The organism is Aeromonas sp. 600886 (assembly GCF_049174935.1).
Lineage (GTDB): Bacteria > Pseudomonadota > Gammaproteobacteria > Enterobacterales > Aeromonadaceae > Aeromonas > Aeromonas veronii_A.
In genome coordinates this window covers 57100-77618 of sequence record NZ_JAAKUB010000021.1, presented here as the reverse complement: position 1 = coordinate 77618, position 20519 = coordinate 57100, and the positions used below count along the sequence as shown (strand labels likewise).

The window sequence follows — 20519 nt, the reverse complement described above, 5'->3', positions numbered from 1 at the left end:
CGAAGGCGCCGGGTCTCACAACCCGGCGCGTGACGAAGAGAGGGCGAGCCCTTATTCCACTTCGTTGTCGCAGCGGCCCTGGCTCTCGATAGCGCGGATATTGCCGAGGGTGGTATCGGCGATGGCGTGCAGCGCCTCGCGGGTCAGGAACGCCTGATGGCCGGTGAACAGCACGTTGTGGCAGGCGGACAGACGGCGGAAAACGTCATCGGTGATCACCTCGTTGGACTTGTCGGAGAAGAAGAGATCCTCTTCCTCTTCGTAGACGTCCAGCCCCAGAGCACCGATACGGGAAGTCTTGAGCGCCTCGATGGCGGCATTGGAGTCGAGCAGGCCGCCACGGCTGGTGTTGATGATCATTACCCCGTCCTTCATCTTGGCAAATGCCTCCTTGTTCAACAGGTGGTAGTTCTCTTTGAACAGCGGGCAGTGCAGGCTGATGATATCGGATTGGCGGAACAGGGTATCGAGATCCACGTACTCGGCTCCCAGCTCGATGGCCGCCGGATTCTGGTAAGGGTCGTTCACCAGCAGGCGAACCCCGAAGCCCTTGAGGATACGCAGGGCGGCCAGACCGATCTTGCCGGTACCGATGACGCCAACGGTCTTGCCATGCATGTTGAAGCCGACCAGCCCTTCCAGCGAGAAGTTGGCGTCGCGGGTGCGCTGATAAGCCTTATGGATGCGGCGGTTGAGGCACATCATCATGCCGACAGCATGCTCGGCGGTCGCCTCGGGGGAGTAGGCGGGTACTCGCACTACTTTCAGCCCCAGCTCTTTGGCAGCCGCCAGATCCACGTTGTTGTAACCGGCACAGCGCAGGGCGATCACCTGGGTGCCGTTGGCAGCCAGTTCGGTCAATACCTCGCGGTCGGCATCGTCATTGACGAACAGACACACCACCGGGAAGCCGTGAGCCAGTCGGGCCGTTTTGGCTTCCAGCCGCACATCGAAAAACTCCAGGTCGAAGCCGTACTGGCTGTTGGCCTGGTTGAAATGCTCTTTGTCATAGCTCTTGGTACTGAATACGGCGACTTTCATGGTATGTGCTCCGCAGCGTGTGTGTCGTCAAATTACAACAAAATGGGTCAGCTATCACCGGACAAACCGGCTGGTTATTGTCCCCACGGCATGATGGGAACGGCGCTGACTGCACTTTTGTACGAACCATCCACCAGTTTGGTGCTATAGGTCAGGTAAACCAGTGCATTGCGTTTCTTGTCGTAAAAACGCACCACTTTCTGCTCCTTGAACACCAGCGAGGTGCTGACATCGAACACCTCTTCCCCTGCCTTCAGCTTTTCGGGCAGGGTGATGGGGCCGATCTGGTGGCACGACAAGGAGGCATGGGAGGGATCTTCCGCCAGGCCCAGCCCGCCTTTGACGCCACCAGTCTTGGGGCGCGCCAGATAGCAGGCGACGCCGTCGATGCGCGGGTCGTCGAACGCCTCCACCAGGATCTTGTGGTTGGGGCCAAACAGCTTGAAGGCGGTGCTCACTTCACCGACCGGGTCGGCCTTGTCGGCCAGTGCCGGGCCGGCAAACAGGGCCCCCACCAGCAGGGGCAGGGCGCGGCGAAGGGCGTTATGTCGCGTGTGGTTATGTGTCATGGTCTCTCCTGTTGGCCCGGCATTCCTCAATAGGGAATGCCCAGACGACGATAGAGGCTGGCAAGCACCCAGGCGGGGCCTATCAGCAGAAATTGCAGGTCGGCGAGGAAGGAGGGGCGTTTGCCCTCGATCTTGTGGCCGACAAACTGGGCTATCCAGAGCAGCACGAACGCTGCCACCGAGGGCCACAGCAGCGGCCCCTGCCACTGGTGGCAGAAGGCCAGCCCGAGCGCGGTCAGCACCGCCATCCCCGCGAACAGCGAAAACGACAGTTGCAGATAGAACAGCTGCACCGGAATGGCTGCCACTGCCGCCCAGTTGAGGGGCTCTGGCAAGGGCCCGTGTGGCAGACACCAGAGCAGCGCCAGCGAGCAGAAATAGATGCCCGGTACCGCCAGCTTGTGGATGGCGACGTTGACCGGATGGCGATGGCTCTGGCCGTACTCCTCAAACCACTCCTGGATTCCCTTCATGGCACCTCCCTGGCGCACTGTGTTCTCGCAGTCTGACCTTCGTGGTCAGGCGTTCGTGATGCTTATCCTTGCGGTGGATACTCCCAATATTGGGCCGGAATGGATTTTAGCAACGGGGTCATATCCGGATTGGGCAGGGCGATGGTGACCCGCTGATCGAGGTTGGCGCTGGCGAGCGCTTCGCGGATCTTGGGGTTGTCATGGAAGAACTTCATAAAGCTGCCATCGGCATAGGCACGCTCCAACCCGGTCTGAATCGCCTTGGCCAGCTTGGGGTATTCGGGGCTGACGAAGAAGAACTGGGCGAAGGGGTAGCGGATCAGCAGATGCTGCTCGATGGCGAGGTTGGGATACTGCGCCACCAGCTCGCTGCGCTCGGCGAAGATCTCCACCAGGGCGCGCGGGAAGAAGTCGATCTTGTCGCCGTCGTTGATAAGGCGAAACAGACTGCTGTATCGGCCGGAGAAGGTCGGGATGCCCGCATTTTCCAGAATTTTGTTATCGGCCCAACCGACCCCTTGTGCCGCCTTCAGCTGTTTGAGGTCGGCCAGGGTATTGATCTGGTTGAACTTCTCTTGGGCATCCGCGTGGATGAACGACAGCCGCAATCCTTCCAGTCCGCGAAACAGCGGAATGGGGACGGCAATCAGGGAGGATTCGAGTGCGCTGGAGGTACCCATCCAGAAGACGTTGATGGTCTTGCCCTTGCTCAGCTGCTGCTGAAGGGTGAACTGGTTGAGGTCGAGTTCGACAGGCTGGATGCGAAAGGGTTGTCCGGAGCGGGTCAGGGCCAGTTCCAGCAGTTTGAGCTGGTACTCCTGATCAAGACTGTTGACGGGACGGCTGGGAACCTTGACCGTCAGAACCTGTGCTTGTGCCAGCAGTGGCAGGCACAAACACAGTTTGATGAGCCATTTCACTCTCTATTCTCCTGTAGATTCCGGAAGGTGTCCGGAGTCTAACAGAACTTGTCACCATCTTGCTGCGAGGCGTTGTGCAAGGTTGAGCGCGGGCCCAGCCTTGTTGGCGTCTGTTGCACCTGAATGGTGACGGTTCTTCGAAGAATCAGGCGACGCGGCGGAACACGTGGGTATCGTTAAATTCCTTGGTGCTCTGGCATTCGACGCAGAAACGGGACTCTGGACGAGCTTGCAGCCGCTTGAGAGAGATCTCGTCACCACAAGATTCACAGTAACCGAAATCTCCATCGTTCATTCGCTTCAATGCGCCCCTCAGCTTGCGCAGGTGCAGCTTGTCGTGCTCGATGCGGTTCAGCTCCAGACGGCGGGCTTCCTCGATACTGGCACGGTCAATTTCATCGGCCATCTCGTTGGTGTCGGTGGCGATGGCCTGGCTGGCCTGGGAGTTCAGGCGCTCTTCGAGCTCGGCGATCTGCCGCTCGATCTGCCCCTTGTAAAAGGCCAGTTGGTCTTCAGTCATGAAATCACACATACGATTTACTACCAGTCAGTTTACTAACCCAATTATCCCTGTTTATGGGGGCTGTCTGCCTGCAGACCAAGCCCTTCTCGTCTGATTTGCACCGTTTTCATGCAAGAGAGTGCAAATCAGGGCGGGCCTTGTACCAAAAAAAAGCAGCCAAGCAAAGCAAATAGGACAGGGATTGTGCGCCTTTGCAAAAAAATGGCCCCTTTAGCGGCTGATCTGACGGGATCTGACATCTGGTTTTGGCCGGTTGGCACCGGCTTTGCACTGGGGAGAGGCGAGACCATGAGTGTTTAGTATTTGGTGCCGACTTGGTCATTATATGCGCCGTTATTTATAGTTTTTTAAACACCACTGCTTGACATTACCCCTGATAGCGGGCTTTTATGGTGGTGTTGATTACAATTTGATAACAAGGGTGTTCCATATATTAGACACCCTTGCCAATGGCAACCGTAGAGTCGGGGTTTAACATGGACAGTATCAAGGGCTGGATGGAGAGCAATCGCATCACGGAAGTGGAGTGTCTCTTCCCTGATTTCACCGGCAACGCCCGGGGCAAGATCATCCCAGCCAACAAGTTTTTGCGAGAAGGGGGCATGCGTCTGCCCGAGGTGATCTTCACCCAGACAGTGACCGGTGAATATCCGGATGACGACAGCATGATCGATCCGCTGGAGCGGGACATGCAGCTCTATCCTGACCCCAACACCATCCGTTTCGTCCCTTGGGCGCTGGAACCTACCGCTCAGGTTATCCATGACTGTTACGACGTCAACGGCAAGCTGATCGACATTGCACCTCGCTCCGTACTGCGTCGGGTTCTGTCATTTTACGAGGCTCAGGGCTGGAAGCCGGTGGTGGCGCCCGAGCTGGAGTTCTATCTGGTCACCCGCAACGAAGACCCCGACTATCCGCTGATGCCGCCGGTAGGGCGCAACGGCCGTCCGGAGACAGCTCGCCAGTCCTTCAGTATCGATGCGGTCAACGAGTTCGATCCCATCTTCGAAGACATGTATGACTACTGCGAAGCGCAGGAGCTGGAGGTGGATACCCTGATCCACGAGTCCGGTGCTGCCCAGATGGAGATCAACTTCCTGCACGGGGATGCCATCGATCTGGCGGATCAGGTGTTCCTTTTCAAGCGCACCATGCGTGAGGCGGCCCATCGCCACGGCATCTACGCCACCTTTATGGCCAAGCCGATGAGCAACGAGCCGGGCTCCGCCATGCACATCCACCAGAGTCTGGAGGATATGAACGGTCGAAATCTGTTCGGTACCCCGGATGGCGGCAACTCCGAACTCTTCATGCATTTCATCGCAGGTCTGCAGAAGTACACCCCGGCGGTGACAGCCCTGCTGGCTCCCAATGTCAACTCCTACCGCCGCCTCACCTTCGGTGAGAGCGCGCCACGCAACGTCCAGTGGGGTGTCGAGAACCGCACCTGTGGTCTGCGGGTACCCTTCTCCGACCCGAGTGCCCGCCGGGTGGAGAACCGCTTCGCCGGTGCCGATGCCAACCCCTATCTGGCGCTGGCCGCCACCCTGGCGTGCGGCTATCTTGGCATGATGGAGAAGCTGGAGCCCATGCAGGAGATGAAATCCAGCGCCTACGACCTGCCCTACAGTCTGCCCCGCTCGCTGGAGGAGGCGCTCAGCCATCTCGAACAGTGCGAGCCGATCAAGGAGATGTTGGGGGAGCGCTTCACACGCGCCTTTGTCGCGGTCAAACGCAAAGAGTACGAGACCTACTTCGGGGTGATCAGCCGCTGGGAGCGAGAGTTCCTGCTGCTGAACGTCTGACCCGGATGCGTGCCGGCCACGCATCGTCCGAATCGGGGAGGCAGGCTGCCTCCCCTGCCTGTAACCGGTAATACGGGATGGAGGAGTGCCTCCGCCTGAGGATGGTTGTGAGCGGAAGTTGGCTCGCCACCGCTCTGGTTGCATGGTTGATAACAGTTTTTGGCTCGAATTGAAGGATGTGAGGAGCAGGCCGTGCCGCAGTCCACGCGAAAGTGGCAGTGATTGCGGGAGTGGCAGCCCTCCTGATGATTGACGAACAGAACCAGCTAAATCGAAGGAACCGAGGAGCTAACAATGCAACAGACTACCCGTGAGTGGCAGCAGCAGGATGCCAGCCACCACCTGCACCCCTTTACCGACTTTCAGGCCCTGAACAAGAAGGGCAGCCGTATCATCACCAAAGCCAGCGGCGTTTATCTGGAAGACTCCGAAGGCAAGCGCATTCTGGACGGCATGGCGGGGCTCTGGTGCGTCAATATGGGCTATGGTCGGCAGGAGCTGGTGGATGCCGCCACCCGTCAGATGCAGCAGTTGCCCTACTACAACCTCTTCTTCCAGACCGCGCACCCGCCGGTGATCGAGCTGGCCACCTTGCTGGCCGAAGTGACGCCATCCCATCTCAACCATGTCTTCTTTACCGGCTCCGGCTCCGAGTGCAACGACACCGTGCTGCGGATGGTGCGCCACTACTGGGCCAGCAAGGGGCAACCGGAAAAACAGGTGATCATCAGCCGCCACAACGCCTATCACGGCTCCACCGTGGCGGGGGCGAGTCTGGGTGGCATGAAAGGGATGCATGCCCAGGGTGGTCTGCCCATTCCCGGCATAGTGCACATCGACCAGCCTTATCACTTCGGTGAGGGGCAGGGGATGAGTGCCCACGAGTTCGGGCTGGAGAGGGCCCGTCAGCTGGAGCAGAAGATTCTGGAGCTGGGGGTGGAGAAGGTGGCCGCCTTTATCGGCGAGCCGATCCAGGGGGCGGGCGGTGTCATCATTCCGCCTGACAGCTACTGGCCGGAGATCCAGCGCATCTGCGATCACTACGGCATTTTGCTGATAGCCGACGAGGTGATCTGCGGCTTTGGCCGTACCGGCCACTGGTTTGCCAGCGAAGGGTTTGGCATCAAGCCGGATCTGATGTGTCTGGCCAAGGGGATTACCTCCGGTTATCTGCCGCTCGGCGCTGTGATGGTGAGTGACCGGGTTGCCAATGGGCTGGTGGAAGAGGGGGGCGAGTTCAACCACGGCTTCACCTACTCGGGCCATCCGGTCTCTTGCGCGGTGGCGGTGGCCAATATCCAGCTTATGCAAAAGGAGAGCATAGTTAAGCGAGTGCATGATACCATCGGCCCCTATTTGCAGCGCCGCTGGGCAGAGCTGGCTGACCACCCGCTGGTGGGTGAAACCCGTGGCCGCGGGCTGGTCGCCGCCCTGGAAATCGTCCAGGACAAGCAGACCAACCGGCGTTTCCCGGCCCATGCCAATGCCGGGATGACTTGCCGGGAATTCTGTTTTAACAATGGCTTGGTGATGAGGGCGGTAGGCGATACCATGATCATATCGCCCCCCTTGGTGATCACCGAGGAACAGGTTGATGAATTGGTCAAGCTAGCCAGGCTCAGTCTGGATCTGACGGCTGCAAAGCTGAAGGGATAGCTGCCGCCAGGCAGGTTGGCATGCGCATACAATTTGCTTAGGAGACAAGGATGATGTCTTTCAAAACGGGAGTGATCGCTGCCTCTGTGGCTCTGGTCATGGCAAGTGCCGGAGCAATGGCTGAAGAGAAGGTGTTGCACGTCTACAACTGGAGCGACTATATCGCCCCGGATACCCTGGAAAACTTCCAGAAGGAGACGGGCATTAAGGTGGTTTATGACGTGTTTGACAGCAACGAGGTACTGGAAGCCAAGTTGCTGGCTGGTAAATCCGGCTACGACATCGTGGTGCCGTCCAACCCCTTCCTGGCCAAACAGATCAGGGCTGGCGTGTTCCAGAAGCTGGACAAGTCCAAGCTCTCCAACTGGCAAAATATGGATACCGACCTGCTCAAGGCGCTCGACCCGAGCGATCCGGGCAACCAGTACTCCATCCCCTATCTGTGGGGCACCATCGGTTATGCCTACAATGCCGAGAAGGTGAAGGCCGTACTGGGGGCCGATGCGCCGCTCAACTCCTGGGATCTGGTGTTCAAGCCGGAGAACATGGCCAAGCTGAAGGAGTGCGGCGTCTCCTTCCTCGACTCGCCGACCGAAATGTTACCGGCCGCCCTGCAATATCTGGGCTTCAAACCGGATAGCCAGAAGCCGGACGAGCTGAAGAAGGCCGAGGAGCTGTTCCTCTCCATCCGTCCCTATACCGCCTATTTCCACTCCTCCAAGTACATCTCGGATCTGGCCAACGGCAACTTGTGTGTTGCTGTCGGTTACTCCATGGATTTGCAGCAGTCCAAGGCGCGGGCGGCGGAAGCCAAAAATGGCGTGGCACTGACCTACACCATTCCGAAAGAGGGGGCTGGCAGCTTCTTTGACATGATCGCCATCCCGGCGGATGCCAAGAACGTCGAGGCGGCCCACACCTTCATCAACTATCTGATGAAGCCCGACGTGATCGCCAACATCACCAATCAGGTGCAGGCGCCTAACGGCAACAAGGCGGCGACCCCGCTGGTTGACGAGGCGATCCGTACCGATCCGGGGGTTTATCCGGACTCTGCAACCTTGCAGAAGATCTACACCTTCCCGGATCTGCCGGCCAAGGTGCAGCGTCTGATGACCCGCAGCTGGACCAAGATCAAGTCCGGTAAGTAAGTAACGAATACCCCTCCCGGTCCGCAGTTCGGCCGGGAGGGTAGTGATGCCATCCATCTGGATGGGCCGCGCGAATGGATGCGCAGACGGTCAACCACTGAACAGGAGAACTGACACCGTGAATACAACCAGATTGCTAACCATAGCGCTGACCATGGGATTGGCGAATGCAGTCCAGGCAGCCCCTGTGCTCCATTTCTACAACTGGTCTGACTATATCGGCGAGACCACCCTCAGCGATTTCCAGCAGGAGACCGGGATCAAGACCGTCTATGACGTATTTGACTCCAACGAAACCCTGGAAGGCAAGTTGCTGACCGGACGGACCGGTTACGATCTGGTGGTGCCCTCAAATAATTTCCTCTCCAAGCAGATCAAGGCGGGGGCTTTCCAGAAGCTGGACAAGAGCTTGCTGCCCAATCTGGCCAACCTGGATCCCGTGCTGCTCAAGCAGCTCGAGAAGGTGGATCCGGGCCATCAGTACGCGGTGCCCTATCTGTGGGGAACCAACGGCATCGGCTACAACGTCGACAAAATCAAGGCGGTGCTGGGGGTCGACAAGATCGACTCCTGGGCGGCCATCTTCGAGCCGGAAAACATGGAGAAGCTCTCCCGTTGCGGCGTCGCCTTCCTCGACTCGGCAGACGAGATGATCCCGGCTGCCCTCAACTACCTTGGACTGAACCCCAACAGCCAGGACGCGGCCGATATCAAGCGCGCCGAGGCGCAGTTGCTCAAGGTGCGCCCCTATGTGGCCTACTTCCACTCCTCCAAATACATAGGTGATCTCGCCAACGGCGATATCTGTGTGGCAGCGGGCTTTTCCGGCGACATCTTGCAGGCGGCAGCCCGTGCCGACGAGGCCGGCAAGGGGGTGAAGATTGCCTACAGCATTCCTAAAGAGGGGGGCAATCTCTGGTTCGACATGATGGCGATCCCGTCTGATGCCACCAATGTCAAAGAGGCACATGCTCTCATCAACTATGTTCTGCAGCCCGAGGTGATCGCCAAGGTCAGCAATTATGTGGGCTATGCGAACCCCAATGCCAAGGCTGGCGAGTTCATGGATGAGACGGTGCGCAATGATGAGGGGGTTTATCCGCCTCAGGCTGTGCTGGAGCGGCTCTATGTGCAGGAGGCACATTCCCGCGCGGTACAGCGTCAAATCACCCGGAGTTGGAGCAAGATCAAGTCCGGTACCTGACCTTGGTGCCCGCTCTGGGGCGCCAAATCGCTTTTATGGATTGGCCGTGAGGCCAGTATCACGTTAGGGAGTTTGGTAATGGCGATAGCCTCCAGTGCCTACAAGAAAGCCCTTGAGGGCAGCCAGCAACGCAAAGAAGTGCTGGTAAAAATAGACAGGGTTAGCAAGCAGTTCGATGAAACCCTGGCGGTCGATAATGTTTCCCTGAATATTCACAAGGGGGAGATCTTCGCCCTGCTGGGAGGATCCGGTTCCGGTAAATCGACCTTGCTGCGGATGCTGGCCGGGTTCGAGCGCCCGACCGAAGGGCGTCTGTTCCTCGACGGGGTGGATATCACCGACATGCCCCCCTATGAACGCCCCATCAACATGATGTTCCAGTCCTACGCCCTGTTTCCCCATATGACGGTGGCACAGAATATTGCTTTCGGTCTCAAGCAGGATGGCCTGCCCAAGGCCGAGATCGACGCCCGTGTCGAAGAGATGCTCAAGCTGGTACAGATGACCCAGTATGCCCGTCGCAAGCCGCACCAGCTCTCCGGTGGCCAGCGCCAGCGGGTAGCGCTGGCCCGTTCGCTGGCGAAACGTCCCAAGTTGCTGCTGCTTGATGAGCCGATGGGGGCGCTCGACAAGAAGCTGCGCTCCAAGATGCAGCTGGAGCTGGTGGAGATCATCGAGCGGGTCGGGGTTACCTGTGTCATGGTGACCCACGATCAAGAAGAGGCCATGACCATGGCAGAGCGGATCGCCATCATGCATCACGGTTGTATTGAGCAGATCGGTAGCCCGATGGATATCTACGAAACCCCGGCCAGTCGGCTGGTGTGCGAGTTCATCGGCAACGTCAACCTGTTCGACGGCCTGCTGGTGGAGGATGAGCAGGACCACGCCATCATCGCCTGTGCCGATCTGGAGCAGCCCATCTATGTGGGCCACGGGATCAGCTCCCGTGCCGAGAACAAGAAGGTGACCTACGCCCTGCGGCCGGAGAAGCTGCTGATGAGCCTGCAAAAGCCGGCCGAAATCGAGCATCCGGACTTCAACTGGACCAAGGGCGAGGTCTATGACATCGCTTATCTGGGCGGACACTCGGTGTACCACATCCAGCTGCCCTCGGGCAAAATCGTTCAGGCTTTCATCGCCAATGCCGAACGCCACGGCAAGCGGCCAACCTGGGATGACCAGGTGTTCCTCTACTGGGAAGATGACAGCGGCGTGGTGCTGCAATCATGAAGATCTTGCAACGACTGAAGCGGGGCGGAGGGCGCCGGCTGGTGATCGGCATCCCCTTCTTCTGGCTGTTCCTCTTCTTCCTGCTGCCCTTTGTCATAGTGGTAAAGATCAGTTTTGCGGAAGCGGATGTGGCGATCCCGCCCTACACCGACGTGGTGAGCTGGGCCGACAATCAGCTCACCATACTGCTCAATATGGGGAACTACCTGCTGCTGCAGGAGGATGAGCTCTATATCGCAGCCTATCTGGGCTCCCTCAAGATGGCCTTCGTCAGCACCCTGCTCTGCCTGTTGATTGGCTATCCGATGGCCTACTCCATCGCTCGGGCCAACAAGGAGACCCAGACCGTTCTGCTGTTGCTGATCATGATGCCGACCTGGACCGCCATTCTGATTCGGGTCTATGCGTGGATGGGGATCCTCAGTAACAACGGCCTGCTCAACAGCGTCTTGCTGGGGATCGGGCTGATTGACGAACCGCTGCAGATCCTCAATACCAACCTGGCGGTCTATATCGGCATCGTTTACTCCTATCTGCCCTTCATGGTGCTGCCGCTTTACGCCAATCTGGTCAAACACGATCAGAGCCTGCTGGAGGCGGCCTCCGACCTGGGGGCCCGCAACCTGACCCGTTTCTGGCAGATCACTGTGCCGCTCTCCAAAAACGGCATTATCGCCGGCTGCATGCTGGTGTTTATTCCGGTGGTGGGGGAGTTCGTTATTCCGGAAATGCTGGGCGGCCCGGAGACCCTGATGATCGGTAAGGTGCTATGGCAGGAGTTCTTCAACAACCGCGACTGGCCGGTCGCCTCTGCACTGGCGGTGGTGATGCTGGCGGTGTTGATCATTCCGATCATCCTCTTCAACCGTAACCAGGCCAAAGAGCTGGAGGGCAAGGCATGATGAGACGTTTCGGTTTTGCCAAGCTGATGCTCTGGCTTGGGCTGCTGTTTATCTACCTGCCCATGATCATCATGGTGATCTACTCCTTCAACGCCTCCAAGCTGGTGACGGTGTGGGGCGGTTGGTCGCTCAAGTGGTACTTCGGCCTGCTCGACAACAAGCAGCTGATTGGATCCGTGTTCCGCTCGCTGGAGATCGCTTTTTACACCGCGATCGCCGCGGTGGCGCTGGGGACGGTGGCGGCATTCGTGCTGACCCGAATTCCCCACTTCCGTGGTCGAACCCTGTTCGGTGGCATGGTGACGGCACCGCTGGTGATGCCCGAGGTGATCACCGGTCTGTCGCTGCTGCTGCTGTTCGTGGCGATGGCCCAGCTGGTGGGATGGCCCGCCGAGCGGGGCATGTTGACCATCTGGATCGCGCACACTACCTTCTGTACCGCCTACGTAGCCATCGTTGTGTCGGCGCGGTTGCGGGAGCTGGATCTCTCCATAGAGGAGGCGGCCATGGATCTTGGCGCCAAGCCGTGGAAGGTGTTCTTCCTGATCACTATCCCGATGATCGCCCCCTCGCTGGCGGCTGGCGGCATGATGTCGTTTGCCCTGTCGCTGGATGATCTGGTGCTGGCGAGCTTCGTCTCCGGCCCGGGCTCCACCACCCTGCCGATGGAGGTCTTCTCGGCGGTGCGGCTCGGGGTTAAACCCGAGATCAACGCGGTGGCCAGCCTGATCCTGCTGTCGGTATCGCTCTTTACCTTCGGCAGCTGGTATCTGATGGCCAAGGCGGAGAAGCGCCGTCGCGCCGAGATCGCTATGAGCAACCAGATGCAGGCAGTCGCCTGACTCGTCAGATGATAAGATCCGCCTACTCTCGTCAATCCGGAGGATGAGTATGCGGATCTCCTTTTTCAGTGGTCGTGGCACCGAGCTGGTGCCCGGCCTCACCAGCGCCATTCACAAGCAACCGATCTCTGCACCAGTTCGCTGTACCTTTGCCGGTCTGGAAGGGGATGAGCAGTGTGACACGCGCCACCACGGTGGCCCGGATCGGGCGCTCCACTACTATCCGGCCGATCACTATCTCTGGTGGCAGACCTGGCAAACCGCGCTGGGCTTGCCTGCGCCACGTACAGCCTGGCAACCTGCCGCCTTTGGCGAGAACCTCTCCGGTCTCGGGCTGACCGAGGCGCAAGCCTGCATCGGCGATGTCTATCGGCTCGGTGAGGCGCTGATCCAGATCAGCCAGCCGAGATCCCCCTGTTTCAAGCTCAACCAGCGCTTTGGCTATGGCCAGATGTCGCAGGTGATGCAACTGAATGGCCGTTGTGGCTGGCTGCTGCGGGTGCTGGAGGAGGGGATTGTGTCGCCGGAGTCGGCCATGGAGCTGGTAGACAGACCCTATCCCGAACTGACGGTGAAGCGCACGGCGGATATCCTGTTCAATCAGGTGCGCAACGAGGCGGATCTGCTGATGTTGCTGGAGAATCTGGCCCTCTCCCCCAACTGGCGCCAGCATGCAGCCGACTGGCTGGAGCATGGCACTGTGGCTGACTGGCAGCGCCGTCTGCTGGGACCGGCATCCCTGCGCCTGGCCTGATTGCCGGTTTCCGGAATGTCACCAGCTGGCTGCAGCCCGGTAAACAGATGAAAAGAGTGCTGAATAGTTGAGCAAACAGCACTTTTTTTCCTGGCAAATGCAAAAAAGGCTTGTGTCGGGTCTGGGCTTTCGGTAAATTCCCGTCCCGCAGACATCGGTGTGTAGCGCAGCTTGGTAGCGCACTTCGTTCGGGACGAAGGGGTCGGAGGTTCGAATCCTCTCACACCGACCAAATTTGAAAAGGCCGCTCAATAGAGCGGCCTTTTTGCATTTATCCTTCCTGTTTTCCCGATTTTCTTTAGCTGCTGACCTGTTACCTGGCCAAGTGACCTGACCTGCTGTATGCAGGGGCGAAGCAAGACCACAGACATTAAAAGGGCCACCGCTTGGTGGCCCATTGGTGGAGTCTATTCTGACTCCGGCACTCTAGATTGTGGCAATCTCGCTATGGGTCTTGTCTATGGTGCCCTCCTTGCGCGCCAGGCGCTTACTCAGATATGCCAGTGCTGATGCCGCAAAGCCTTGAAACTGTGTTGAGGCAGCAAGGCCGCGTGCTTGGGGTACTCACTAATGAAATGTTCGATTCCCTCCATCAGTTGTGCACGTAATGAAATCACGGGCTCATGCCAGGCTTGCAGGCATAGATGGCCGGGGATCAACTGCTCCTGATAATCTTCCAGCAGCTGTTCTGGCCAGGGTTCAATACCGGAATTGCGTTGCAGCAAATAGTGGGCGGCGGGTTCACGGGCATAAATGAACTGAATTTGGGCCAGATCGCGTTGGCATAGCGTTTGACTGTTGATGTGACAGGTCAAATATTTTCCCGTTTTCAGATCCAGAAAGTGACCGCGTTGCCGACAGGGAACGATGCGATACCAAGGCAGGGGTGAGGAGAGAGAATACCCCTCAAGCTCCTGTTCCAACCAGTGGCGACACTCGGGTGTCTGCACCTCGTCGAGCATGGACTCGAGCTGTGTCAACAAGGCTCTGGATGGTTTGATGGCCAGTTTCGCACTCATCGCCTGCAATCCTCCCTCTGCACACAATCCCGACTATCAGTATGGACCTTGTTCGGCCAGAGGGGGTAAGGAATCTAATGATTAAAAGTGGATTAGCCGCGTGGTTTTTATGCACTAACTTGGTTCAACCCACCAGATAGGTACCGGTGCCGAAGGCGATGTGGGTGCCCTCTTCGTTGTGCAGCTCCATCCGGGCGACGGCCACCTTGCTGCCAGCCCGGATGATGTGGGCGGTGGCGATAAACTCGTTGCCGCGCCCTGGGCGCAGGTAATCCACCCGCAGATCTATGGTGCCGAGGCGGGCGAAGCGCTCCTTGAGATAGCTGGGGGAGAACTCCTCCAGCTCGTCGATGCAGGATGCGGCGACTATCATGCCGCCCGCCACATCCAGCAGCGTGGCGGTGACGCCGCCGTGCAGGATGTTGTGGAAGGGGTTGCCGATCAGCTTGTCGTCCATCTTGATGCGCAACTCCACCTTGTCGAAGTCGTAGTGGGTCACCTGCATGCCGATCAGCTTGTTGAACGGCATCTTCTCGGCAAACAGGTTGGCAATGCCACTGAGCGCCATCTTCTTGAGCATCTGTTTCATTCTCTGATCCCAATCCTTGTCATCAAAGCCGAGTAAAAACTCCAGCCAGTCTGCAACAGTTCCTTAACAGTCGCAATGGCAGGTTTATTGTGGGCTGCGGCTGCTTTAGAATGGCGACCCCAAAGGAGAGCCCATGACCGCGATTGCCGAAACCCTGCCAGATCCTCAGCCAGAGAGTCCGCTTGCCCTGCTGCAGGCGGTCTTCGGCTATCAGCAGTTTCGGCCGGGTCAGCTCGAAATCATCGAGCAGATCGTCGCGGGGCGCGATGCGCTGGTGCTCAAACCTACCGGTGGCGGCAAGTCGCTCTGCTACCAGATCCCGGCACTGCTGCGGCCAGGGCTCGGGGTGGTGGTCTCTCCCCTTATTTCGCTGATGAAGGATCAGGTCGACAGCCTGCGCGCCAACGGCGTAGCGGCGGTCTATATCAACTCGGCCCTGAGTCGGGAGGAGATGATCCAGAACTTCGCCGCCATGCGTCGCGGTGAGATCAAGCTGGTCTATGTCTCCCCCGAACGACTGTTGCAGCACGAGTTTATGGATCGGCTGGCCGAGCTGCCGCTCGGGCTGTTCGCCATCGACGAGGCGCACTGTGTCTCCCAGTGGGGCCACGATTTCCGGCCTGAGTATGCGGCGCTGGGGCGACTCAAGCAGTGGTTCCCGCAGGTGCCGGTGGTAGCGCTTACGGCCACCGCCGACGAGGCGACCCGCAGCGACATGCTGCACCGCCTAGAGCTGAACGATCCCTTCATCCACACCGCCAGCTTCGATCGTCCCAATATCCGCTACAGCCTGGTGGAGAAGTTCAAGGCGGCTGAGCAGCTGCTGCGCTACGTGCAGAGCCAGAAGGGCAACTGCGGCATCGTCTACTGCTCCAGCCGCAACCGGGTGGAGGAGGTGGCCGAGCGGCTATCCCGCCACGGCTGCAAGGCGGCGCCCTATCATGCGGGGCTGCCGCTTGAGCAGCGCCAGCAGACGCAGGATGCTTTCCTCAAGGATGACATCGAGATAGTGGTGGCGACGGTGGCGTTCGGTATGGGCATCGACAAGCCCAATGTGCGCTTTGTGGTGCACTACGACATTCCGAAGAACATCGAATCCTACTATCAGGAGACCGGTCGCGCCGGACGCGATGGTACCCCCGCAGAGGCGCTGCTGCTCTACGATCCTGCCGACATCGGTCGGGTGCGCCGCCTGCTCGACAACATCGAGAATCCCCAGCAGTTGCAGGTGGAGCAGTACAAGCTCAACGTGATGGCGGCCTTTGCTGAGGCGCAGACCTGCCGCCGTCAGGTGCTGCTCAACTACTTCGGCGAGTACAACGACAAGCCGTGCGGCAACTGCGATATCTGTCTCGATCCGCCCAAGAGCTATGACGGTACTGAAGATGCCCAGAAGGCGCTCTCCTGCGTCTGGCGGGTGGGGCAGAATTTCGGGGTGGGTTATGTAGTGGAAGTGCTGCGCGGGTCGCTGAACCAGCGCATCAAGGATCACGGCCACGACAAGCTCTCGACCTACGGCATCGGCAAGGATCAGAGCCACGAATACTGGATGAGCGTGATCCGCCAGCTGATCCACAAGGGACTGCTGACCCAGAACATCACCCGCAATCTGGTGCTGCAGCTGACCGAAGCGGCCCGCCCCGTGCTGCGTGGCGAGGTGAAGCTGGAGTTGGCGGTGCCCCGCTTGCAGCCTATCTCCAGCCGCAAGGAGAAGCGCAATGGCCTGCTCGACAACGCCAACTACGACAAACGGTTGTTCAAGGAGCTGCGCGGCCTGCGCAAGCAGATTGCCGAGGACGAAGAGGTGCCGCCCTACGTGGTGTTCAACGATGCGACCCTGGTGGAGATGGCTCAGCTGATGCCGATGACCGAAGACGAGATGCTGGCTATCAACGGTGTCGGGCACCGCAAGCTGGAGCGCTTTGGCGAAGCCTTTATGGATCTGATCATCGACTACTGCCGGCGGTAGGGTCGATTAGGCAGCCTAATCGACCACGGTAAGCGCGGCTCGGAAGAACCAAGGGTTAGACGCGAGGTTATTTCAGGCTGGCGTAGAAGGCGGCCAGATTGTCGATATCCGCATCGGTCAGCGGCGCCATGAAGGGGTCCATCAAGGGCTCTTTGCGAGAGCCATCCTTGAACGCTTTCAACTGTTTCACCAGATAGGCGGCATTCTGACCCGCCAGATGGGGATAGTTGGGGATCATTGCCTTGCCTTCCACGCCGTGACAGGCAGCACAGACCGCTGCCTTGGCTTTGCCGGCTTCTATATCGGCAGCCTTGGCCTGATGACCCCACGCCAGTGCCAGCAAGGGCAGGGCATATACCCATTTTTGCATCTTCTTCTCCTTGAATTGAAAAATGATGGTTGCCAGTTAGCGCAAGCATGACTGACGGCAGTATAAAGAGTGACACGAGCATACGCAGGGACGAATGGCACAACCATGAAGCTGATCAACACTTTTGCGACCGAGTTGCCCTGGGCCTGTGAACCCGTGGTCCCCCAGCCGCTGCAGCAACCCCGGTTGCTTCATCTCAACCGGGCTTTGCTGGATGAGTTGGGGCTGGGAGGCGTCAGCGAGGCTGACTGGATCGCCTGTTGTGGCGAGGGAAAAGTGCTGCCCGGTATGCAACCGGTAGCGCAGGTCTATGCTGGTCATCAGTTCGGGGGTTATAGCCCCCGGCTTGGGGATGGTCGCGCGCTGCTGCTGGGTGAGCAGCAGGCGCCAGATGGCCAGCGCTGGGATCTACACCTGAAGGGGGCGGGCAAGACACCGTTCTCCCGTTTTGGCGACGGTCGCGCCGTGCTGCGCTCCAGCATTCGCGAGTATCTCGCCTCCGAGGCGCTCCATGCCCTCGGCATCCCGACCACGCGGGCGCTGGTATTGGTGGGGAGTCAGGAGCCCGTTTATCGCGAGCAGGTTGAGACAGGGGCGACTGTGCTGCGCACCGCCCCCAGCCATCTGCGCTTCGGTCATATCGAGTATTTCGCCTGGAGCGGGCAGGGGGAGAAGATCCCGCCACTCATCGACTATCTGCTGCGCCACCACTTCCCCGAACAGGAGAGTGGTGCCGAACTGTTTGCTGAGGTTGTGCGCCGCACCGCGCGGTTGATTGCCAAATGGCAGGCGGCGGGGTTCTGTCACGGGGTGATGAACACCGACAACATGTCGCTGCTCGGCCTGACGCTGGATTACGGCCCCTACGGCTTTAGCGATGCCTATGTGCCCGATTTTGTCTGCAACCACTCGGACCCGGCGGGCCGCTACGCGCTGGATCAGCAGCCTGCGGTCGGTTACTGGAATCTGCAAAAACTGGCGCAGGCGCTGGCTGGCCATGTAGACGGTGATGCGCTGGCTGCAGCGTTGGCCCAGTACGAGCAGCAGCTGATGTTGCACTACTCCGAGTTGATGCGGGCCAAGCTCGGACTGGCAGAGTGGGAGGAGGATGACCCGGCGCTGTTCCGCGAGCTGTTCCGGTTGCTGGCGGCCCACAAGGTGGATTACCACCTGTTCCTGCGCCGTCTCGGTGAGGTGACGCAAGAGGGGGCGTGGCCTGCATCTCTGCTGGCCCTGTTGCCTGAACCTGGTGTTTGGCAGGCGTGGCTGGAGCGCTATCGGGCGCGGCTAATGCGCGAAGGCAGCGAGGATGCCGTGCGCAAGGCGCAGATGGATGCCATCAATCCCAAGTATGTGCTGCGCAATGCGCTGGCCCAGCAGGTGATAGACGCCGCCGACGCAGGGGATATGCAGCCGTTCGAGCGGCTGTTCGCCGCCTTGCAGCGCCCCTTTGATGAACAACCCGAATATGAGGATCTCGCCACCCCGACTCCGGCATGGTATTGCGGTGGTGAGCTCTCCTGCAGTAGCTGAGAGACAGGGAATGAGTTGGCAAATCAAACAGGTAGATAACGAAGCTGGTGTGGTGACGCTCGATTGTCCGGCGCTCGACTGGGACTCGTTTCCGCTGTTGGCGCAGGCCTTGTTGCGAGAGTGGGAGCTGCAGCCGCTCGATCAGGATGCGGGGGCCGACCGCCATAGCTGGTTGCTGGAGTTTGAAGGGAGCCAGTTTCGGCTGGAGTATGAACACTACAGCGGCTGCTGGCTGGAGGCGGTGCGCCCGGCGGATCGGGAGGCACTGCTCTGGCTCGCCAGACAGCACAAGGCGTGACTATCGCCCACAAGGCCAGCTCTGCCGCTGGCCAACCTGGACAAGCGTAATCGCATAAAGATTGAACTATCGGTTTGGGGGCGTATAATCTCGCCCCTCGATTATCGCCAATGGTGGCGATATGGGTTCCCTAACCCCATTAACCAAAAAGGTCACAAGATGAATCTGACCCCTGCGCAGTACCAAACGGCGCTCGTTCGCCTGTCGTTGTTCCACATCCTGATCATTGCCAGCAGCAACTATCTGGTGCAGCTGCCGATCACTGTGTTTGGCTTCCACACTACCTGGGGTGCGTTCAGCTTCCCGTTTATCTTCCTCGCCACTGACCTGACGGTGCGGATCTTCGGTGCCGGTCTGGCGCGCAAGATTATCCAGACCGTGATGCTTCCTGCGCTGGCGGTCTCCTATGTGCTCTCCGTGCTCTTCTTCGAAGGGAGCTTCCAGGGTGTTGGTCATCTGGCCGAATTCAACCTGTTCGTGGCGCGTATCGCACTGGCCAGCTTTATGGCCTATCTGGTAGGGCAGTTCATGGATGTGGTGGTGTTCAACCGCCTGCGTCTGCTCAAGCAGTGGTGGATTGCACCTGCGGCCTCCACCCTGTTCGGTAATCTGGTTGATACCATCGCTTTCTTCAGTGTGGCCTTCTGGCGCACCACAGATCCTTTCATGGCAGAGCACTGGGTCGAGATCGCAACCGTCGATTACGTATTCAAGTTGCTGATAAGCCTTGGTTTGTTTGTGCCGCTCTACGGTGTTTTGTTGCGCTACCTCAGCCGCAAGCTGGTGGGCGAGGCCGGATTATCCAGCCTACAAACGGCCACTCGGCAAGCCTGACCAGATTGACCACCCTTCGCGGTGGTCAATTTTTTGCACTTTCTGCAAATAACGCTTGCTCAGTTAAATGAGAATGATTATTGTTAACTTGTTTTCCGGGAAAGACTTCATTCGTTCCAACGTGATGGACTTCTTGTGAAGGCACGACATTGCTCACATTGCTTCCAGTTAAGGGCCAGTTTATCTGGCCCTCTTTTTTTGTCATTTTTCAGCAAGTTGCAGGCATAAAAAACGGGAGCCAAGGCTCCCGTCGTCACTCTGCCTGCGGCTTACTCGATATCGAGTGCCTCGGGGGAGAGGATCACCCCTGTGGTATCGGCGTAGAGGTGGTCGTCAGGCAGGAAGGTCACGCCACCGAAGTTGACCGGCAGATCGGTCTCCCCTACATCCTTGCTGTCGGCACCGACCGGAATGGCTGCCAGTGCCTGAATGCCGATATCCAGATCTTCCAGAATATCGACTTCGCGGACGCAGCCGTAGCAGACAATCCCTTCCCAATCGTTCTCTGCTGCTGTTGTGGCGATGTCGCTGTCGATCAGAGCTCGGCGCATGGAGCCACCGCCATCGATCAGCAAGACGCGTCCCAGTCCGTTCTCTTTGACGAGTTCACGTATAAGACCATTCGATTCGAAGCATTTGACGGTGGTGATGACGCCGCCGAAAGAGGCGCGGCCGCCGAAGGAGCAGAGCATGGGTTCAAGCACATCCACCATGTCCTGATAGATGTCGCACAGTTCAGAAGTATTGTATTCCATAGTGTCAAATCCACGGCTGGAAACAGGTGCAACCAGTATAAGGAGTGGGTGTGGCATTTCAATGAATATTCCTTGC

The 20519-nt window shown here is 58.8% G+C and carries 21 protein-coding genes and 1 tRNA gene; 13 read left to right on the top strand and 9 right to left on the bottom strand.

Annotation, left to right across the window (positions count from 1 at the left end; translation table 11 throughout):
* Positions 1 to 51: 51 nt before the first annotated feature.
* From G5179_RS15945 to G5179_RS15925, 5 genes are all read right to left on the bottom strand, one after another.
* Positions 52 to 1041: a 2-hydroxyacid dehydrogenase gene (locus tag G5179_RS15945; protein ID WP_005340720.1), complete on the bottom strand. Its 990-nt coding sequence runs from the start codon at positions 1039 to 1041 to the stop codon at positions 52 to 54.
* Between the two features lie 74 nt (positions 1042 to 1115).
* The gene (locus tag G5179_RS15940; RefSeq protein WP_421209214.1) at positions 1116 to 1610 is read right to left on the bottom strand and encodes a CreA family protein; all 495 of its coding nucleotides are present in this window, start codon (positions 1608 to 1610) and stop codon (positions 1116 to 1118) included.
* 26 nt (positions 1611 to 1636) lie between these two features.
* Positions 1637 to 2083 (bottom strand): DUF962 domain-containing protein, encoded by a 447-nt coding sequence (locus G5179_RS15935; protein ID WP_421209215.1) that lies wholly within the window; start codon positions 2081 to 2083, stop codon positions 1637 to 1639.
* Between the two features lie 62 nt (positions 2084 to 2145).
* A complete protein-coding gene (locus tag G5179_RS15930; RefSeq protein WP_421258705.1) occupies positions 2146 to 3003 on the bottom strand; it encodes a hypothetical protein in 858 nt (285 codons plus the stop codon).
* A gap of 145 nt (positions 3004 to 3148) precedes the next feature.
* The gene (locus G5179_RS15925) at positions 3149 to 3535 is read right to left on the bottom strand and encodes a TraR/DksA family transcriptional regulator (RefSeq protein WP_216952650.1); all 387 of its coding nucleotides are present in this window, start codon (positions 3533 to 3535) and stop codon (positions 3149 to 3151) included.
* 467 nt (positions 3536 to 4002) lie between these two features.
* Between G5179_RS15925 and G5179_RS15920 the strand changes: the two genes are divergently transcribed.
* The 9 genes from G5179_RS15920 (at position 4003) to G5179_RS15880 (ending at position 13308) form a co-directional block, all read left to right on the top strand.
* Positions 4003 to 5334 (top strand): glutamine synthetase family protein, encoded by a 1332-nt coding sequence (locus G5179_RS15920; protein ID WP_005342613.1) that lies wholly within the window; start codon positions 4003 to 4005, stop codon positions 5332 to 5334.
* A gap of 294 nt (positions 5335 to 5628) precedes the next feature.
* Positions 5629 to 6990, top strand: coding sequence for an aspartate aminotransferase family protein (locus tag G5179_RS15915; RefSeq protein WP_227341600.1), 1362 nt, complete (start codon positions 5629 to 5631; stop codon positions 6988 to 6990).
* Positions 6991 to 7043: 53 nt separating this feature from the next.
* Positions 7044 to 8141 carry an extracellular solute-binding protein gene (locus G5179_RS15910; RefSeq protein ID WP_201937706.1) on the top strand — a complete coding sequence of 366 codons (1098 nt, stop codon included), beginning with the start codon at positions 7044 to 7046 and terminating at the stop codon, positions 8139 to 8141.
* 118 nt (positions 8142 to 8259) lie between these two features.
* Positions 8260 to 9345 carry a polyamine ABC transporter substrate-binding protein gene (locus G5179_RS15905; RefSeq protein WP_201937656.1) on the top strand — a complete coding sequence of 362 codons (1086 nt, stop codon included), beginning with the start codon at positions 8260 to 8262 and terminating at the stop codon, positions 9343 to 9345.
* 78 nt (positions 9346 to 9423) lie between these two features.
* Positions 9424 to 10578: a polyamine ABC transporter ATP-binding protein gene (potA, locus tag G5179_RS15900; protein ID WP_216952652.1), complete on the top strand. Its 1155-nt coding sequence runs from the start codon at positions 9424 to 9426 to the stop codon at positions 10576 to 10578.
* Entirely contained in the window at positions 10575 to 11480 is a 906-nt protein-coding gene (locus G5179_RS15895; protein ID WP_216952653.1) for an ABC transporter permease subunit, read from the top strand. Before potA ends, G5179_RS15895 begins: the two co-directional genes overlap by 4 nt.
* Complete coding sequence (locus G5179_RS15890; protein WP_374995764.1) at positions 11477 to 12322, top strand: ABC transporter permease subunit; 846 nt, start codon at positions 11477 to 11479, stop codon at positions 12320 to 12322. The genes G5179_RS15895 and G5179_RS15890 overlap by 4 nt, the downstream gene beginning before the upstream one ends.
* A 49-nt stretch (positions 12323 to 12371) precedes the next feature.
* Positions 12372 to 13076, top strand: a complete 705-nt coding sequence (locus G5179_RS15885; RefSeq protein ID WP_421221954.1) for an MOSC domain-containing protein — start codon at positions 12372 to 12374, stop codon at positions 13074 to 13076.
* Positions 13077 to 13231: 155 nt separating this feature from the next.
* Positions 13232 to 13308 (top strand) — tRNA-Pro (locus tag G5179_RS15880).
* 259 nt (positions 13309 to 13567) lie between these two features.
* Here G5179_RS15880 and G5179_RS15875 read toward each other — a convergent pair.
* Positions 13568 to 14095 carry a hypothetical protein gene (locus G5179_RS15875; RefSeq protein WP_005356927.1) on the bottom strand — a complete coding sequence of 176 codons (528 nt, stop codon included), beginning with the start codon at positions 14093 to 14095 and terminating at the stop codon, positions 13568 to 13570.
* A 124-nt stretch (positions 14096 to 14219) separates the two neighbouring features.
* A complete protein-coding gene (locus G5179_RS15870) occupies positions 14220 to 14684 on the bottom strand; it encodes a thioesterase family protein (protein WP_042054246.1) in 465 nt (154 codons plus the stop codon).
* A gap of 133 nt (positions 14685 to 14817) precedes the next feature.
* On the opposite strand from G5179_RS15870, the gene recQ reads away from it, so the two are divergent.
* A complete protein-coding gene (recQ, locus tag G5179_RS15865) occupies positions 14818 to 16653 on the top strand; it encodes an ATP-dependent DNA helicase RecQ (RefSeq protein WP_042081697.1) in 1836 nt (611 codons plus the stop codon).
* A gap of 67 nt (positions 16654 to 16720) precedes the next feature.
* On the opposite strand, the gene G5179_RS15860 is transcribed toward recQ, so the two are convergent.
* Positions 16721 to 17023: a c-type cytochrome gene (locus tag G5179_RS15860; RefSeq protein WP_076493969.1), complete on the bottom strand. Its 303-nt coding sequence runs from the start codon at positions 17021 to 17023 to the stop codon at positions 16721 to 16723.
* Positions 17024 to 17128: 105 nt separating this feature from the next.
* On the opposite strand from G5179_RS15860, the gene G5179_RS15855 reads away from it, so the two are divergent.
* The 3 genes from G5179_RS15855 (at position 17129) to G5179_RS15845 (ending at position 19688) form a co-directional block, all read left to right on the top strand.
* Entirely contained in the window at positions 17129 to 18556 is a 1428-nt protein-coding gene (locus G5179_RS15855; protein WP_421221951.1) for a protein adenylyltransferase SelO, read from the top strand.
* Positions 18557 to 18566: 10 nt separating this feature from the next.
* Positions 18567 to 18854, top strand: coding sequence for a DUF3630 family protein (locus tag G5179_RS15850; RefSeq protein ID WP_005356917.1), 288 nt, complete (start codon positions 18567 to 18569; stop codon positions 18852 to 18854).
* A 159-nt stretch (positions 18855 to 19013) separates the two neighbouring features.
* A complete protein-coding gene (locus tag G5179_RS15845) occupies positions 19014 to 19688 on the top strand; it encodes a 7-cyano-7-deazaguanine/7-aminomethyl-7-deazaguanine transporter (protein WP_069555507.1) in 675 nt (224 codons plus the stop codon).
* Between the two features lie 269 nt (positions 19689 to 19957).
* Here G5179_RS15845 and rraA read toward each other — a convergent pair whose 3' ends face one another.
* Positions 19958 to 20443, bottom strand: coding sequence for a ribonuclease E activity regulator RraA (rraA, locus tag G5179_RS15840; RefSeq protein ID WP_005340678.1), 486 nt, complete (start codon positions 20441 to 20443; stop codon positions 19958 to 19960).
* Between the last annotated feature and the right edge of the window lie 76 nt (positions 20444 to 20519).